We start from the raw sequence: 15,463 nt of genomic DNA on the forward strand, positions 1-15,463 counted from the left end.
CCTTCCCGTACGCGTCGGCCAGGGCCCGCCGGCCCAGCTCTTTGAGCCACGCCGGGAACTCCGCCACCCGGCGGCCGTTCACGTCGTGGGCCAGGCGAGTGTAGCGGTAGGGCTGCCAGTGCCAGCCGACGCAGACAGTCTGCACGGACATGACGCCGCCGCCGGGCAGCACGGTGTGCCGGATCGGCACGGGGCCCTTCGCCCATTCCCGGCACGCTTGGACGAGGTGGCGTTGCTGGTCGAGGGTGAGCCAGCCGGGCACATGCACCGCGCCCGGGGCGATCTCTCGGAACGGCAGCGGGATCACGAGATTTCCTGATCTGGGGTCGCGGGCCACATGCCCCCATTCTCGTGGACGGCCCCCGCGACCCACTCGGCCTCGTGGAGCCCGTCCCATCGGCGTGGAGCATGACGGACCTATGTGGCGTCGTGGAGGACGAGGCCGAGAGTGTGGCGCAGGCCGGAGCGTACGGTGCTGACGCCGTGCCGCACCGGCGCGGCCGACCAGCCGCGCGACGACCGCACCGGCCGGTCGCGCGTGGTGAAGACCAGCCCGTGACCCTGGGGCAGCAGCGTCACCGTGCCCCGCGACTGCGCCCGCGGCCGCTGCTCCACCAGCAGGAACTCCCCGCCCGTGTAGTCGTGGCCGGGCCGGTCAAGCCCGATCACCACCTGGAGCGGGAACACCAGGTCGCCATAGAGGTCGCGGTGCAAGGCGTTCCAGTCGTTCTCGCGGTAGCGGAGCAGGATCGGGGTCGGCCTCGTCTGCCCGGCGCGGTGGCACATGTCCAGCCATTCATTGAAGTCGTCCGGCCAGGGCGCGGGCTGCCCCAGCCGGGCCGCCCAATCCCGGGCGATCGGCAGCAACCGGGCGTAGAACGCGGCCCTCAGCCGTGCGATCAGGGGAGGGATCGGGTGCCCGAAATATCGGTACTGTCCGGCGCCGAAGCGGTGCCGTTCCATGTCGATGGTGGCGCGGAAGTGCCCGGGTTCGTCGTACAGGCCGGCGATCTGCGCGCACTCCTCCGGAGTGAGCACCTGCGGGGTCAGCGCGCAGCCGTACGCGTCGAGCTCGCGCGCCAGCCGCTCGTCCGTCACGATGTCCATGCCTGTCCCAACACCGCCGCCTCGCCGGAACTCGGCAGTTTTCGGACCTCGCGCCCGGTCATTTGATCGCGGGGGCCGGACGTCGTACGCTCACCGCACTCCGGACCCAGGAGTGAGCACCCAGGGAGTAGGCATGGCCGCGTCGCGCGAATACACCTTCACCGGCACCCGAGTCGTCAACCACGTCCGCGAATGGCCCCATGACCGGCCGCGCTACGTCGCCCTCCTCGTGCACGGCTACGGCGAGCACATCGGCCGCTACGAGCACGTGGCCGACCGGCTCGTCCGCCACGGCGCCGCCGTCTACGGGCTCGACCACATGGGCCACGGCAGGTCCGAGGGCGACCGGGTGCTCATCGCGGACTACGAGGACGTGGTGGCCGACGTGCACGCCCTCGAAGGGCAGGCCAGGGCGGCGCATCCGGACGTACCGGTGGTGATGATCGGGCACTCCATGGGCGGCCTCATCGCGGCCCGCTACGCCCAGCGCCACGGCACCGGCCTGGCCGCGCTCGTCCTGTCGGGGCCGGTGCTCGGGGAGTGGGCGGTCGTGCCGCAGCTGCTGGCCTACCCGGAGCCGCCCGACACGCCCATCGACCCGGCCACGCTGTCGCGCGACCCGGCGGTGGGGGAGGCGTACGCGGCCGACCCGCTGGTCTGGCACGGCCCGTTCAAGCGGACCACGCTCGAAGCCCTCGCCACGACCCTCGACGTCATCACCAAGACCGGCCCGCTCGGCCCCCTCCCCACCCTCTGGGCCCACGGCGAGGACGACCAGCTGGTCCCCCTGGAAGGCACCCGTCCCGGCATAACCGCCATCCGCGGCACAAACCTGATCGAACGCATCTACCCAGGCGCCCGCCACGAGATCTTCAACGAAACGAACAAGGACGAAGTCCTGAACGACGTCACCTCGTTCATCGACCAGTCCCTGTCGTAAAGATCACTTTCCGTACGACCAACCACCATCACACAAGGGGCGGCGCTCCACGTCGTCGCGGGTACGGCGACGGCCGGGCATCGCCCGCGCCCTGCGACCCATAAGCCCACACCACACCCTCACCGTATCCTCCTCTACCTCGCCGTCCGGGTCGTCCCACCCCCACTACTCCGAATTCCGCCACGAGGTTCCAGCCCCGGCCCAGCGCACGACCCGTCCTGACAGGTCCCCGATGAGTTCTCGCCTCGCCACGGGTCTCCCTCTACGAGGAGGCGATATGAGCGAGCACGAGCAGGCGCTGAAGGCAGGGGTGGCACTGCTGGAAAGAGCCATCACGTACGCCCTCGGCAGCCTGCGCCTGGTCACCCCGGCCACCCTCTGCCGCCCCACCCCCTGCACAGCTTGGGCCCTGCACCACCTACTGACCCACCTGACGGACTCCCTCCAGGCCCTCGCCGAAGCCGCCGGCACCTCTGTCTCGCTCACACCCCAGAGCAAGGAACACGAACCCCCACCCCTGACCCCCACCGCCCACCGCCCAACCCCACTCCCCGGCCCCGGCCTCGGCCTCGGCCCCGGCCCTGGGCTTGGGCCGGGGCTCGGGGCAGGCCCTGCATCCGGGCACGAGCACAGGCGTGGGCCAGGGGACGGACGCGGGTTCGGGCTGGTGCATGGACACGGGCCGAGGGCCGGTCGCAGCTCTGAGCCTGGGCACCAAGGTGGGCCTGAGGAGGGGCGCGGGTTGGGCGTCGTGCACGGCTACGAGCCGCGGCCTGGCCAAGGCTCTGGGCTTGCGCACGGAATGGGGCCTGGCGACAGGTTCGCGCATGGAATGGAGCCTGGCGACAGGCTTGGGGATGAGCGCGAGTCCGGGCCCCGTAACCCGGCTCTGCTGCTCAGGGACAGTGCCACCGAGGTGCTCGGTCGATGGGTCGCTCTGTCGGGGGATGCCCTCATCGCCGTCGGCGACCGCAGGCTGACCCGTCCGATGGTGGCGGCGGTGGGCGCGATCGAGATCGCCGTCCACGGCTGGGACGTTGCCATGGCGTGCGGTGAACGTCGCCCGCTTCCGCCACTCCTGGCCGAAGAACTGCTCGACCTGGCCCGGCTGTTCGTCACCGCTCAGGAGCGCCCAGCCCGCTTCGCCCCACCCTTCACCGTCCCTCCGCACGCCCCCGCCCAGGACCACCTCCTCGCCTACCTCGGCCGCGACCCCACCTGGACCCCCTTCCACTGACCACCTGCGCCGAGGTCCTCTGTCACCTGCGCTGAGGTCCTCTGCCACCTGCGCCGAGGTCCTCTGTCACCTGCGGAAAGGGTCTCCGTCATGGCTGCAGCGTCTTCGCCAGTGGCTTCGTCCATGGGCCTAGAAGGCGCGGGTTAGGGCCGAGGGTTCGCTTGTGGGTTCTGCTCCGAAAGGCCCAGGGCGGCGGGTTTTCGCTGGCCGGGCGTTCGGGGAGGCCGTGGCGCGGTGGGTGTTGAGGGGCTCGTGGTGGTGGCGACGGCCGCACGAAGAACGGTCGTCGCCACCACGTTGGCCGGCCTGTCCGCGGTGGACGAAGAGGTCGCCTCGCGGACTCGGACCGGACGGGTTACCGTCCCCCCGGCACGGTGTGGCTTGGGTGGCCTTCCAGCCATGGCTGGATACCTTAACCGATCTTCTCACCGTATCGGTCGGAACGCCGCCGGGTTCTACCCAGAGCCGCGTCACGGTGTGCGGTTTGACATTTCCGTACAAAGTGATCGTACGACGTGTGGGGTGGTGTTGTGCAGCCGGGTTCTGTTGGGCGACGTACCGGTGGTCGGCCTGGAGGCTCAGTCGCGGAGTGGTGTAGCCGCATGGCTTCCGGGCGCTTGCGGTTACGGGGCAGGGGTGTCCTCCTGTAGGACTTCCAGGACTTGTTCGCCGTACTTCGCGAGCTTGTTCTCGCCTACGCCGTTGACCTTGCTCAGCTCTGCCAGGGTCGTGGGGCGGGCGGTGGCGATCTCGCGGAGGGTCGCGTCGTGGAAGATGACGTAGGCGGGGACGCCCTGCTCCTTGGCGGTGGCGCCACGCCATGCGCGGAGGTGTTCGAAGAGGGGGGCGGCTTCGGCGGGCAGCTCGACGGCGGCCTTCGCGGACTTCGCCGAGCCGGCCGCCTTGGCGCGGGCCGGGCGGAGGGTGTCGCGGCGCAGCCGCACCTCGCGCTGGCCGCGGAGCACGTCGGCACTGGCGTCGGTGAGCACCAGGGCGCCGTAGTCGGACTCCACCGCCAGCAGGCCCTGGGCGAGGAGCTGGCGTACGACGCCGTGCCACTCCGCGTTGCCCAGGTCGGTGCCCACGCCGAAGACCGTCAGCGTGTCGTGGTCGTGCTGGATCACCTTGGCGGTCTTCTTGCCGAGCAGGATGTCGACCACCTGCCCCACCCCGAACTTCTGCCGCCGCTCACGCGCCAGCCGCAGCACGGTGGACAGCACCTTCTGGGCGGGGACCGTGCCGTCCCACGACTCGGGCGGAGCCTGGCAGGTGTCGCAGTTGCCGCAGGGCTGCGAGCCCTCCTGCCCGAAGTAGTCGAGCAGCATCGTGCGGCGGCAGCCGACCGTCTCGCACAGCGCGAGCATCGCGTCGAGGTGGAGCACCTGGCGGCGGCGGTGGGCGTCGTCGCCCTCCATGGCCATGCGCCGGTGCTGGACGACGTCTTGCAGCCCGTACGCCATCCACGCCGTCGCCGGCAGCCCGTCGCGGCCGGCCCGCCCGGTCTCCTGGTAGTAGCCCTCCACCGACTTCGGCAGGTCGAGGTGGGCCACGAACCGCACGTCAGGCTTGTCGATGCCCATGCCGAACGCGATCGTGGCCACCACCACGAGCCCGTCTTCGCGCAGGAAGCGGGCCTGGTGGTGGGCGCGCGTGCGCGCGTCGAGGCCCGCGTGGTAGGGGACGGCGGCGATGCCGTTGTCGGCCAGGAACTCGGCGATCTTCTCCACGGACGAGCGCGACAGGCAGTAGACGATGCCGGAGTCGCCGTCGTGCTCGGTGCGCAGGAACTCCAGCAGCTGCCGCTTGGGGTCGCTCTTGGCGGTGATGCGGTAGTGGATGTTGGGGCGGTCGAAGCTGGCCACGAAGTGGCGGGCCTGGTCGAGGTTGAGCCGGGAGGAGATCTCGCGGTGGGTGGCCGGCGTGGCGGTGGCCGTGAGCGCGATGCGCGGCACCTCCGGCCACAGCTCGTGCAGCCGCGAAAGCTCCAGATAGTCGGGACGGAAGTCGTGGCCCCACTGCGCCACGCAGTGCGCCTCGTCGATCGCGAACACCGAGATGTCGCCCTTGGCCAGCAGCCGCTGCGTCGCCTCGACGCGCAGCCGCTCGGGGGCGAGGTAGAGCAGGTCGAGCTCGCCGGCCAGGAACTCCGACTCGACGAGCTGGCGTTCGTCGAAGTCCTGCGTCGAGTTGAGGAACCCGGCGCGTACGCCCAGCGCTCTGAGCGCGTCCACCTGGTCCTGCATCAGGGCGATCAAGGGGGAGATGACCACGCCGACGCCTCGGCGCACCAGGGCGGGGATCTGGTAGCACAACGACTTGCCGCCGCCGGTGGGCATCAGGACGAGCGCGTCACCCCCGGCGACCACGTGATCGATGATCTCCTGCTGGCCCTCGCGGAAGGAGTCGTAGCCGAACACGCGGTGCAGGACGTCGGTGGGGGTATCCATGCGGCTACCTTACGTGTTCGGTGGCGGGTGGATGGCCGGTTCCGCCGACGGCGGAGCCGGGCAGCAGCCTACGAAACCGCCCGAATGCGGGAGTCTCGACCTATCTGGAGGCCGACGCCGTCACGAGGCGCGGTACGCCCACCTGTCGACTAGAGGTGGCCGAGGGTCGTGCTGCACGTCTACCGTACTCAAGCGGTCGCCCCTCCCGTACGCCCTGCGCCGGTCATTGCATGCCATGAAGCGCGCCGTAGCCGGCCGTCCGAATGATCGCCGGTGTGCCGATCAAGCGTTTGTGGAGCGTCCCACCGGTGATCGCGAACTACCGCGTTCCCGGCCATTCTCGCGGGAATGCGGGAATCAGCATGACGCGTATCACTATGCGCACTACAAATGATCGAATGGCCGCATAGCGTAAGCAATATGAGCATTTCCTACGTAGTGACTGGTGGCGGACGAGGCATCGGCAGGGCCGTGGCCGAGCGGCTCCTGCGCGACGAGGAGGCCACCGTGATCGCCGTCGAACGTGACAAGGATGCGCTCTCCTGGGCGGACGGCCGGCGGGTCGTGCCGGTCATCGGGGACGCGGCCGACGAGGAGGTCGCCGCGTGGGCCGCCGACCTGGCGCAGGAGTCGGGCACGCTGGCGGGGTGGGTCAACAACGCCGCGATCTTCCGTGACGCCTCCGTGGACTCGTCGCCGGTCGCCGAGGTCAGGGCCTTGATCGCGGCCAATCTCGACCTGGCGGTGGTGGGGTGCGCGACCGCCGTACGCCACTTCCTGGCCGCCGGCACCCCCGGCGCCATCGTGAACGTCACCTCGCACCAGGCCGTCAGGCCCGTGCCCGGCAGCCTGCCGTACGCGACGGCCAAGGCCGCCACGGAGGGGCTGACCAGGGCACTGGCCGTGGAGTACGGCCGGCGTGGCGTCCGGGTGAACGCGGTGGCGCCCGGCTCGGTGGCGACCGAACGGTATGAGCGGTTCCTGGCGGAGCAGAGTCCCGAGGGGGCTGCGGCCGTGGAGGCCGAGCTGGCCCGGCTGCATCCGCTGGGGCGGGTCGCCACGCCGGCCGAGGTGGCGTCGGTCGTGGCGTATCTGCTCTCGCCCGACGCGTCCTTCGTCAACGGGGTCACGGTGCCGGTGGACGGGGGTCGTGCGGTGCTGGGGCTCGACCCTGAAGCTCGGGAATGAAAACCGTTGCCAACGGGTTGCAGGGGGCATGAAGAAGAACCTGCACCCCGCGTACCGCCCGGTCGTCTTCCGCGACCCGAGCGCCGGTTACGCCTTCCTCACCCGCTCCACGCTGACCAGCGGCAAGACGGTCGAGTGGGAGGACGGCAGGACCTACCCCGTGATCGACGTGGACGTGTCGTCCGCGAGCCACCCCTTCTACACGGGCAAGGGCCGCATCCTCGACACGGCCGGCCGCGTCGAGCGCTTCAAGCAGCGCTATGGCCGCGCCACGTCCTGAAATATCCCAAGAATCGTGATGGCGCCCGCGCGCCCTGGGCCACCCCAGGACGCGCGGGCGCACTGCGTTGCATGGCCGTGTGGGGGCGGGTGGGGTCTGAGGCGTTGGTCAGTGGTGTCGGCGGGGCTGCGGGCGGCGGGAGACTCGGCGGTGGCGGATGATCAGGAGGTCGACGGCGGCGACGACGGCCACTGCGGCTGCGATCGCCGCCTCCCACACCCATACCTGCTCGCCCGTCCGCATGGCCTGGACGGCGAAGAACACCGCAGCCACCACCCCCAGCACCAAGGCGATGATCGACAGCACCCGCCGCACGCCCAGCGCGCTGCGGGCCGTCACCGGCTCGGTGCCCTCGCGGTCACGCAGCCACATGGATCCGTCCTCTCCAAGTAAGGGTTCAGGCCAGGCAGCGCAGGGCGGCCGCCAGCCGGGGGTCGAGGTCGTGGCCGGCGGGGAGCCGGCCCACGGTGGCCTCCACGAAGTCCGAGGAGGGGAGCGTCGCGCCGACCCCGTTCACGGACGCCCTGACCTGCCCGTCGGCGGGCTCCACCTGCACCTTGGCCTCCTGCTCGGCCAGGACGAAGCGGCCCACCGCCACCCGCCACGCCGTCCGCCCGGCGGCCTCGTCGGACGAGACGGGCGCGCCCACGTCGTCGGCGTGGGTGGCGTACTCGGAGTCGTAGTGGAACGTCTGGTGACCCACCGGGTAGGGCCCGGACAGGGTGTCGAGGGTGCCGTCGGAGCCCAGTGCCCGCATGCGCGCCCGGGTCTCGCCGTTCTTGGTGCGCCACTCCTCCAGCACCTGCCCGATCGGCAGGCTCCTGCGCTGGCGTACGGACAGCTCGTTGAAGTCGTTGTAGTCGCTCACGCCCTCGGCGGCCAGCCGCGCCATGAGGTCCGGGACGGTCCCGTCGAGGCAGGCGTGGTTGTAGAGCTCCTCGCCCGCGAGGTGCGCGAGCACGTCGCGGACCGACCAGCCGGAGCATCGTGACGGCCGTGCCCAGCCGGCCTCGTCGAGCCCGGAGAAGAAGCGGTCGAGCCTGGCGGCCTCGGCGTCGAAGATGTCGAACGGGTTGAAGTCTTTGAGCAGGTCCTCGGACATACCGGGGACGCTACCCGTCAGATCCGACGATTCACGGCCCGGTACGGACGGCGCCCCCGATGGCCGACCTGACCCGCTCGTACTCGGCGGGGCAGGAGGGCGCCCGCTCCGGCGGCACCCAGCCGCCCTTGGCGATGGAGGCGTACTTGGCCGGGTCGGAGCCGTAGAGCAGGCAGGCGAACGTCGCCGACTCCTTCATGCCCTCCAGATGCTCGGCGCCGTCGTGGCCGGCGAGCAGGTGGCGGGCCTCGGCGGCGGCCACGACGTGCTCGGGGTCGTCGGCGAGCAGGGTGAGCGCGGCGAACTGGTCGGCCTGCGCGACGCTGTCGGGCAGGCCGTTGAGCGTGGTCAGGGCGTGGCCGAGCTGGCGGTGGAAGAGCATGGCGAGCGCGCCGTCGGTGCGGGCGCCGGTGGCCTTCGCGTCGGCCTCCTCGGTCTCGGAGATGCCCTTGATCGTGCGCTGCACCTTGTCGACCAGCGAGTAGCAGATGGTGATGCGGCGCTTGCCGGAGCTCCAGGTGGTCTCGGGGGAGTCGCAGTCGCGGGCGACGACCTGCACGTCGCGCGGCGGCATGATGTCGGTCTTGAGCGCCTCGCTCTTCTTCAGCAGCCGTTCTGCCTGCTCGGCGCTGTTGGAGGAGGGCTGCTCGTAGCGTACGGACACCTCGGGTGAGGGTGCCGCTCCCAGGGCGCTCGTGATGCTCAGGACGAGGGCGATCACGGAGTGCGGCATCCGGGGAGCTCCTTCAGGGGTCGGCCGTCGCAATGGGTGGTCCCATGCGGCGATATCAAGATCGCTAAACCTCCCGGACGGTAAAAAGCCGGAAACCCGGCCCCGCGAGGGGACCGGGCTTCTCGGCCTGGATCACATGAGCGGGACCTTCAGGCCCTGCCCAGGTGGTCAGTGACGGTGCCAGGTGTACACGCGCACGTAGTCGCTACGGCTCGTGGTGTCCTCGAGACGGCGGTCGCCGCTGAAGACGGCACGGAAGGAGCCGCTCTTGTACGCACGGGTCTTGGCGTAGAACTTGCCACCCCACGACGTACGGTCGGTGGCGACCCACTTCCAGGTGCTGGAGCCGTAGGCCTTGTAGTAGATGTTCACCCGCTCGTTGCGGACGCCGTCCCAGTCACGGCCGTCACGGGCCTCAAGACGACCGGTGAAGGTGATCGTCCTGCCCTTGTGGACCTTGCCGGGGCTGGCGTAGAAGCGCGAGATGCGGGTGTCGTCCTTGCTCTTCACCTGCTTGACGTAGAAGTAGGCCGAGTCCGTGGCGATCCGCTCGCCGTCGCGGTCGAAGGCCACGGCGGTGGCCTTCCACTTGCCCTGCGGGTCGTTCTCGTTGAAGGCGGCGCTGAAGCGCCAGCCCTCGAGGCCCTTGACGTCCTTGGCCGCGAGCGTGCGCACGCCCGCGGGGGCCACGCTGAGCTCGACGCGCTCGACGTTGCGGCTGGCGAGGACGTTGAAGTGCGCCGTGGTCTCGGCGCCCTCCTTGACCAGGACCGGGTTCGGGCTGACGTCCTTGATGTAGAGCTTGGTGTGGGGCCTCGCGGCGGTGGACGCCGAAGCGACGCCCGCGCCCGAAACCACCATGGTGCCGCCGACCATGGCGGTCAGGATGCCTACTGCGAACTTCTTCATGAGGGTGCTGATTCCTCTCCCCGTATTGACTTCAGAGCGTGGCCTGGGGGTGCCGCGCTCCCTCTACTACTTTGAGGCACGGGATCGGGAAAAGGTTGGGCCAAAGTTCCGAAAAAATTTCGATCAAGCTTTAACCAGTACTTATGCGGAAAAATGGGATTTAGGACACGTGATCGACTACGCTCTGGCGCCATGACGGACGTCTACACCCTGGGAGAGCCACTGGGCGTCGTCTCCAGCGGCAGAGTCCGCCATGAGAGCGAGGCCAGGCTGGACGTCTGCGGTCCCGAGTTCACCCTCGCCGTCGCACTCGCCAGGCTCGGCCACGACTGCGCCTACCTGGGCAAGGTCGGCGAGGACGAGCTGGGCGCCAGGGCGCTGACCGTGCTGCGGGGCGAGGGCGTGGACGTCGCCGACACGCGGGTGGTGGCCGGCACGCGCACGGGGATGCTGCTCCGCGACACCCGCGTGGCCAGGCCGACAGGCGTCTCCCACTACCGCGCGGGCTCGGCGGGCTCGCTGCTCGCGCCGGGCAACGTCCCGATCGACCGGATCGGCGCCGCGAAGATGGTGCACGTGACCGGCATCACCGCCGCTCTGGGCAGGGACCCGCTCGAAGCCGTGCGCACGGCCGTCAACGCGGCGCGCAACGCCGGGGTGATGATCTCCTTCGCCGTCGAGTACGTCCCCGAGCTGTGGCCGTCCGTCCGCGAGGCAGAAGAGGTGCTCGGCGAGCTGGCCCGCGCCTCCCACCTGCTCTTCCTCCGCCAGGACGAGCTCGACCTGGTCAAGCCCGCCCTCACCCCCGAGCGCGAGGTCATCGTGGACCGGGGCGCGAAGGGCGCGAGCGTGCGCGCCGACCGCATGCGCTACGACGTCCAGGGCTGGCAGGTGCCGATCGTGGACACCTGCGGCGCGGGCGAGGCGTTCGCCGCCGGTTACATCAGCGCCGCGCTCGACGGACTCACCCCGCAGGAACGCCTGCACCGCGGGGCGCTGCTGAGCGCCGCCGCGGTGACCAGCGTGAGCGACTGGCAGGGCATGCCCACCAGGGCCGAGCTCTAGTCGGCTCTAGGGCGTGTTTCATAAGGCACTGAGCCACTGGTTGATCGCAGCGATGATGACGACGGCTTCGTAGCGTACGGCGAGCTTGTCATAACGGGTCGCCATGCCGCGGTTGCCTTTGAGCAGGTTGATGCCGCACTCCACAGCGTGACGCAGCCGGTAGAACGCGGGGTCGAAGGACGGCGGGCGACCTCCCTTCGATCCCTTGGCTCGCCGCTGAGCGTCCTGGTCGGCCTTGCTCGGAATGCACGCCTTGATCCCACGCCGGCGCAGATGAGTCCGGTTGGCCTTGCTGGTGTAGGCCTTGTCGGCCAGGACCCGATCCGGGCGGGTCCTGGGACGGCCACCGCCGAGGCGGGCCACCCGGATCTTGCCGAGCACCGGGATGAACTGCGGGCTGTCGCCCCGCTGCCCGGCGGTCACCACCGCAGCCAGCAGCTTGCGGCCCTGCTCGCAAGCCAGATGGGTCTTGGTGGTCAGCCCGCCGCGTGAGCGCCCCAGCGCGTGATCGGCCGGCTCGCTGTGCACCCCGCCGGGTGGCTCCTTCTGCAGGTGACCGTCCCGGCGGGCTCCGGCCGCGTGCTGGTGAGCCCGGGTGATCGTGGAGTCCACGCTCACCGTCCAATCGATCTTCCCGGCGGCGTCCGCACACGCCTGCAACGCCGCCAGGATCCGCGCCCAGACCCCCTCCCGCTGCCAGCGCCGGAACAAGCCATACACGCTGAACCAGTGGCCGTAGCAGGCAGGAACGTCCCGCCACGGCGCCCCGGTCCGGATCCGCCACCGGATCCCGTCGATCAACTGCCGCCTGCTCCACTTCGGCGGACGCCCCTTGCCCGATGCGGCAGGCAGATGCGGCTCCAGCGCCGCCCACTGCGCGTCAGTGAGGTCGTGCCGCCTCGTCACCACTACGCTGGCCACGAGGTCTCCGGTATTTCGTTCTTCTTGGTCGTTGAACCAACTACCGGAGACCTCTTCGTTCAACGATCACCGACACGCCTCACACGTGATCTTTCGAAACACGGCCTAGTCGGCTCTAGTCGATGGTGAGGGTGAACGTCGAGGTCGTGTTCCTGATGTTCTGGTGGTTGTCGCTGAAGCGCAGGTTGTGGAAGGTGGCCGACCCGATCGCCGGGCCCTGGCCGGGCTCGGGCAGCTCGTTCACCCAGATCCCGAAGCCGGACTTGGCGTCGAAGGCGTCACCGCTCTTCCTGGCCCCGCTGATCGACACGTTCGTGAAGACCGTGTCCCGCACGGGGTTGAGCGGCGTGCTCGGGTTCTGGTAGCCGGTCTGGAACATGATCCCGCTGTACGTCGGGTCCACGATGTCCAGGTTGCTGACGCGGATGCCCTGGAACGTTTTCGAGGAGGAGAACAGCCACATCGCCGGGAACGTCTGCTGCCCCCAGAAGTGACCACCCGCCCTGACCAGCGAGATGTCGTCGAACCGCGTGGGCGGGCTGGCGCCGAAGCCGTGCATCGGGTAGCCGAAGTCCAGCGAGGAGATCGTGACGCCCGAGTACACCAGCGTGTCCGCCACGTAGATGTTCCTGAAGGTGTTGTCGTAGCCGCCGTACACCGCGAGGCCGGCCGCCCGCCAGGTCAGCAGCGAGGTCAGGTTCTCGTAGACGTTCCCGAACTGCTCGCCCGGGTTGTTGTCGGTGGCCGAGAACAGCGCGAAGCTGTCGTCGCCCGTTGACCTGGTCTCGATGTTGCTGACGCGGTTGCCGGTGCTGCCGTTGGTGAGGTTGAGGCCGTCGGCGAACACGTTCCTGATCCTGGAGTTCTTGATGGTCAGGTTGTCCACGTTCGTGCCCCACAACATGCAGACCTGGTGCTCGACCCAGATGCCGTCGATGGTGAGGTTCGCGACGTTGGTGAGGTCGAAGACCTTGCCGGGGCCGTTGATGCGGTCCACGTAGTTGCCGAAGTAGGCGAAGCCGGTGAACGACGAGCCGTTCGCGGTGGCGTCCGCACGGAAGCCGACGTCGGTGTTCTGCTGCCCGGCGGGCGCGTGGAAGCGGGTGAACCACGGTCCCGCCCCGACGACCTTGATCGCCTTGCCGTACACCTGGAACTTGCCGCTCGTCCGGTAGTCGCCCGCGGGGAGGTAGACGCCGGTCAGGTCGGTGTCCATGCGGGCGCGGTCAAGCGCGTTCTGCACGTCCTGGTGGGTGAAGCCGGCCGGTACGGCGTACTTCGCCGGGTCCGGGTTGGGCACCTGCGCGACCTGCTCGAAGTCCACGAAGTCGATCGCGTACGTCGAGGAGTTGGCCGCGTCCTTCTGGAGCCTGATCCTGCTCCCGGCCGGGACGGTCGTGCCGAGCATCAGGTTCGCCTCGTCGTAGATGTGGCGGGGCGGGCCGGCGCCCGGGTTGTTGGTCGGGCTGTCCTCGGGGCCGTACAACCAGGCGTGACGCGAGGTCAGGGGGATGGCCTTGCGGAACGTGCCGTCCACGTAGACGTTGAGCGTGGTGTCGATGCCGCCTCCGCCCGGCGCGTCGGGGATCGAGAAGCGGGTGACCAGGGTGTTCGTGGGGGCCTTCGCGGTGAACTCGACGTACGCGCCGGTCTGGCCGAGCGTCACCGCGCGCCGTCCCGACGCCTCGCCGGCGATCGTGCCGATCTCCCTGCTGGGGCCGACGCGGGTGGCGCCGCCGCCGATGGCCGCGTCCTCGGCCTCGTACGTGTCGTACGGCATGTTCGCGCCCCGCCCGACGAACAGCGGCAGCGTGCTGGTGTTGTTGTCCCGCTTGACCGGCAGCTCGTTGGCGTCGGCGGCGAGCACGGTCTTGACCGTGTACCTGCCGTTGGCCGCCGTCCACGTGCCCAGATTGACGGGGTTGGTGGTGGCGCCGGGGGCGATCGTGCCGCTCACGGAGCCGGTCAGCGTCCTGACGACGGTGCCCGACGCGTCGGCGACGGTGAGCGTGATGCCGTGGGAGCCGCCGCCGGAGGCGACGGTGCCCTGGTTCTTGACGGCGACCGAGAACGTCACCGTGCCGCCCGCCGCCGGGTTGCCCGGCGTCCAGGAGACGGGGGAGGCGATGAGGTCGGCCGTGTCGACCGGCCGGACCGTGAGGGTGCCGGTCGCGGTGTTGTTGGCCTCGTTCTGCTCGGGGACCTCGCCGTCCTCGTCCACCTTGGCCGACAGCTCGTACGTCCCCGCCTCCCGCGCGCCGATGTCCGCCGACACGGTCGCGGAGGCTCCGGCGGCCAGCGCGCCCACGGCGGCGGTGCCGACCTTCGCGCCGTCCGCGTAGAAGGTCACGGAGGTCGCGGCGGAGCCGGTGCTGCCCGCGTTCCTGACCGTCGCCGACAGCCGCACGTCGTCGGTCTCGACCGGCGAGGCGGGTGAGGAGGTCAGGCCGGTGATGGTGAGATCGGGGTTGGGCGCGGGCGTGCCGAAGATCTGGAACTCGGCGATCTGCCCGCCGGGCGCGCCGGTGTTGGCCGTGACCTGCAGGCGGACGTCGGCCGCCCGGCCGCTCACCGGGATCGTGACGCTGTTGCCGGTGGCCGGGTCGAAGGTGTAGGCGGCCTGGGGGACGAGGGTGGTGAAGGCGGTGGCGCCCTGGGCGCGGCCCTGGACGGTGAGCGTCTGGGTGCGGCGGGCCCAGACGGCGTCGGGGTTGAGCTTGAGGGTGATGGAGGTCAGCGTGGCGTCGGCGCCGAGCTGGGCGGTGAGCGTGGCCGGGTAGGCGGCGCTCTCCCAGTAGGTGCTGCGGTTGTCGTCGTTGGCGTTCGCGGCGACGTACGTGTGCGTGTGCGACGACGCGGTCATCGTCTTGCCGAGCGCGAGGTTGGCGCCGTCCTGCGGGGTGCCGGGAGCGGTGCCCCAGACCTCCAGCTCGGCGAGCTGCCCGGCGGGCCAGCCGCTGTTGGCCGTGATGTGCAGGCGCACGTGGCGGGCGGTCGTGCCGGCGGGGAGGGTGATCGTGGTGGCCGGGTTGACGGCGTAGGTCGTCTGGGGCACGACGGTGGTGAAGGTGGTGCCGTTCGTGCCGGTCTGGACGGCGAGCGTCTGCGTACGGCTCGGCCAGCCGGTGGGGAGCTTGAGCACGAGGCGGGTGAGGGTGGCCGTGGCGCCGAGGTCGACCTGGATCCACTGGGGCAGCGCGTTGTTCGCCGACTCCCAGTAGGTGGCCTGGTCGCCGTCGGTGACGTTGGCGGGCCGGTAGACGTCGGTGTGGCTGCTGGCGGTGGCGGGCCGGCCGGCGGCGAGGTTGCTCTCAGCGGCGGCTTGAGCGGCCGGATGGGGGACGACGAGGAGGGCGGTGAGTAACGTGAGGGCGGCTGACAGTGCTCTCATGAGGGGTGGCCCTTCGAGGGTGGGGCGGATGGCCGAACCATAAGATGTCGAGCAGATCGCCGCAATATTTCGACGACATTTCGCAAACGATGGACTGACTCGCGTTGTAGAATTCCGCCAAGCCGCGCTGGTCAGCGCACCCG

14 protein-coding genes are annotated in these 15,463 nt (G+C 70.1%); 5 read left to right on the top strand and 9 right to left on the bottom strand.

Annotation, left to right across the window (positions count from 1 at the left end; translation table 11 throughout):
* Positions 1-307: alpha-ketoglutarate-dependent dioxygenase AlkB (locus ABZW11_RS02655; RefSeq protein ID WP_355411843.1), on the bottom strand; the 307-nt coding region annotated here is incomplete at its 3' end.
* 110 nt (positions 308-417) lie between these two features.
* Entirely contained in the window at positions 418-1,107 is a 690-nt protein-coding gene (locus ABZW11_RS02660; RefSeq protein WP_355411845.1) for a 2OG-Fe(II) oxygenase, read from the bottom strand.
* A 133-nt stretch (positions 1,108-1,240) separates the two neighbouring features.
* Here ABZW11_RS02660 and ABZW11_RS02665 point away from each other — a divergent pair, with 133 nt between their 5' ends.
* Entirely contained in the window at positions 1,241-2,047 is an 807-nt protein-coding gene (locus ABZW11_RS02665; RefSeq protein ID WP_355411847.1) for a lysophospholipase, read from the top strand.
* A gap of 832 nt (positions 2,048-2,879) precedes the next feature.
* Positions 2,880-3,284 carry a hypothetical protein gene (locus ABZW11_RS02670; protein ID WP_355411849.1) on the top strand — a complete coding sequence of 135 codons (405 nt, stop codon included), beginning with the start codon at positions 2,880-2,882 and terminating at the stop codon, positions 3,282-3,284.
* 623 nt (positions 3,285-3,907) lie between these two features.
* On the opposite strand, the gene recQ is transcribed toward ABZW11_RS02670, so the two are convergent.
* A complete protein-coding gene (gene recQ, locus ABZW11_RS02675; protein ID WP_355411851.1) occupies positions 3,908-5,731 on the bottom strand; it encodes a DNA helicase RecQ in 1,824 nt (607 codons plus the stop codon).
* A 420-nt stretch (positions 5,732-6,151) separates the two neighbouring features.
* On the opposite strand from recQ, the gene ABZW11_RS02680 reads away from it, so the two are divergent.
* Positions 6,152-6,919, top strand: a complete 768-nt coding sequence (locus tag ABZW11_RS02680) for an SDR family oxidoreductase (RefSeq protein ID WP_355411853.1) — start codon at positions 6,152-6,154, stop codon at positions 6,917-6,919.
* A 28-nt stretch (positions 6,920-6,947) separates the two neighbouring features.
* Positions 6,948-7,199: a type B 50S ribosomal protein L31 gene (locus tag ABZW11_RS02685; protein WP_355411855.1), complete on the top strand. Its 252-nt coding sequence runs from the start codon at positions 6,948-6,950 to the stop codon at positions 7,197-7,199.
* A gap of 108 nt (positions 7,200-7,307) precedes the next feature.
* Here ABZW11_RS02685 and ABZW11_RS02690 read toward each other — a convergent pair whose 3' ends face one another.
* The 4 genes from ABZW11_RS02690 to ABZW11_RS02705 all read right to left on the bottom strand — a co-directional run bounded on the left by ABZW11_RS02690 (position 7,308) and on the right by ABZW11_RS02705 (position 9,943).
* Entirely contained in the window at positions 7,308-7,571 is a 264-nt protein-coding gene (locus tag ABZW11_RS02690) for a DUF6343 family protein (RefSeq protein ID WP_355411857.1), read from the bottom strand.
* 25 nt (positions 7,572-7,596) lie between these two features.
* Complete coding sequence (locus ABZW11_RS02695; RefSeq protein ID WP_355411859.1) at positions 7,597-8,301, bottom strand: maleylpyruvate isomerase N-terminal domain-containing protein; 705 nt, start codon at positions 8,299-8,301, stop codon at positions 7,597-7,599.
* 31 nt (positions 8,302-8,332) lie between these two features.
* Entirely contained in the window at positions 8,333-9,034 is a 702-nt protein-coding gene (locus tag ABZW11_RS02700) for a DUF4344 domain-containing metallopeptidase (protein ID WP_355411861.1), read from the bottom strand.
* Positions 9,035-9,202: 168 nt separating this feature from the next.
* Entirely contained in the window at positions 9,203-9,943 is a 741-nt protein-coding gene (locus tag ABZW11_RS02705; protein WP_355411863.1) for a hypothetical protein, read from the bottom strand.
* A gap of 192 nt (positions 9,944-10,135) precedes the next feature.
* Here ABZW11_RS02705 and ABZW11_RS02710 point away from each other — a divergent pair, with 192 nt between their 5' ends.
* The gene (locus ABZW11_RS02710; protein WP_355411865.1) at positions 10,136-11,008 is read left to right on the top strand and encodes a sugar kinase; all 873 of its coding nucleotides are present in this window, start codon (positions 10,136-10,138) and stop codon (positions 11,006-11,008) included.
* 18 nt (positions 11,009-11,026) lie between these two features.
* Here ABZW11_RS02710 and ABZW11_RS02715 read toward each other — a convergent pair whose 3' ends face one another.
* Both ABZW11_RS02715 and ABZW11_RS02720 read right to left on the bottom strand, forming a co-directional pair.
* The gene (locus tag ABZW11_RS02715) at positions 11,027-11,914 is read right to left on the bottom strand and encodes an IS5 family transposase (protein WP_355412030.1); all 888 of its coding nucleotides are present in this window, start codon (positions 11,912-11,914) and stop codon (positions 11,027-11,029) included.
* Positions 11,915-12,044: 130 nt separating this feature from the next.
* Positions 12,045-15,320 (bottom strand): discoidin domain-containing protein, encoded by a 3,276-nt coding sequence (locus tag ABZW11_RS02720; RefSeq protein ID WP_355411867.1) that lies wholly within the window; start codon positions 15,318-15,320, stop codon positions 12,045-12,047.
* Between the last annotated feature and the right edge of the window lie 143 nt (positions 15,321-15,463).

It is taken from the genome of Nonomuraea sp. NPDC004580, assembly GCF_040609855.1.
In the GTDB taxonomy this organism is placed as follows: domain Bacteria; phylum Actinomycetota; class Actinomycetes; order Streptosporangiales; family Streptosporangiaceae; genus Nonomuraea; species Nonomuraea salmonea.

Bases quoted from the DNA above. Each gene is read 5' to 3' on its own strand.
- ABZW11_RS02710 (WP_355411865.1), top strand. From the start codon at position 10,136: ATGACGGACGTCTACACCCTGGGAGAGCCACTGGGCGTCGTCTCCAGC.
- ABZW11_RS02670 (WP_355411849.1), top strand. From the start codon at position 2,880: ATGGAGCCTGGCGACAGGCTTGGGGATGAGCGCGAGTCCGGGCCCCGT.
- ABZW11_RS02700 (WP_355411861.1), bottom strand. From the start codon at position 9,034: ATGCCGCACTCCGTGATCGCCCTCGTCCTGAGCATCACGAGCGCCCTG.
- ABZW11_RS02685 (WP_355411855.1), top strand. From the start codon at position 6,948: ATGAAGAAGAACCTGCACCCCGCGTACCGCCCGGTCGTCTTCCGCGAC.
- ABZW11_RS02680 (WP_355411853.1), top strand. From the start codon at position 6,152: ATGAGCATTTCCTACGTAGTGACTGGTGGCGGACGAGGCATCGGCAGG.
- ABZW11_RS02720 (WP_355411867.1), bottom strand. From the start codon at position 15,320: ATGAGAGCACTGTCAGCCGCCCTCACGTTACTCACCGCCCTCCTCGTC.
- ABZW11_RS02695 (WP_355411859.1), bottom strand. From the start codon at position 8,301: ATGTCCGAGGACCTGCTCAAAGACTTCAACCCGTTCGACATCTTCGAC.
- ABZW11_RS02705 (WP_355411863.1), bottom strand. From the start codon at position 9,943: ATGAAGAAGTTCGCAGTAGGCATCCTGACCGCCATGGTCGGCGGCACC.
- ABZW11_RS02660 (WP_355411845.1), bottom strand. From the start codon at position 1,107: ATGGACATCGTGACGGACGAGCGGCTGGCGCGCGAGCTCGACGCGTAC.
- ABZW11_RS02690 (WP_355411857.1), bottom strand. From the start codon at position 7,571: ATGTGGCTGCGTGACCGCGAGGGCACCGAGCCGGTGACGGCCCGCAGC.
- recQ (WP_355411851.1), bottom strand. From the start codon at position 5,731: ATGGATACCCCCACCGACGTCCTGCACCGCGTGTTCGGCTACGACTCC.
- ABZW11_RS02665 (WP_355411847.1), top strand. From the start codon at position 1,241: ATGGCCGCGTCGCGCGAATACACCTTCACCGGCACCCGAGTCGTCAAC.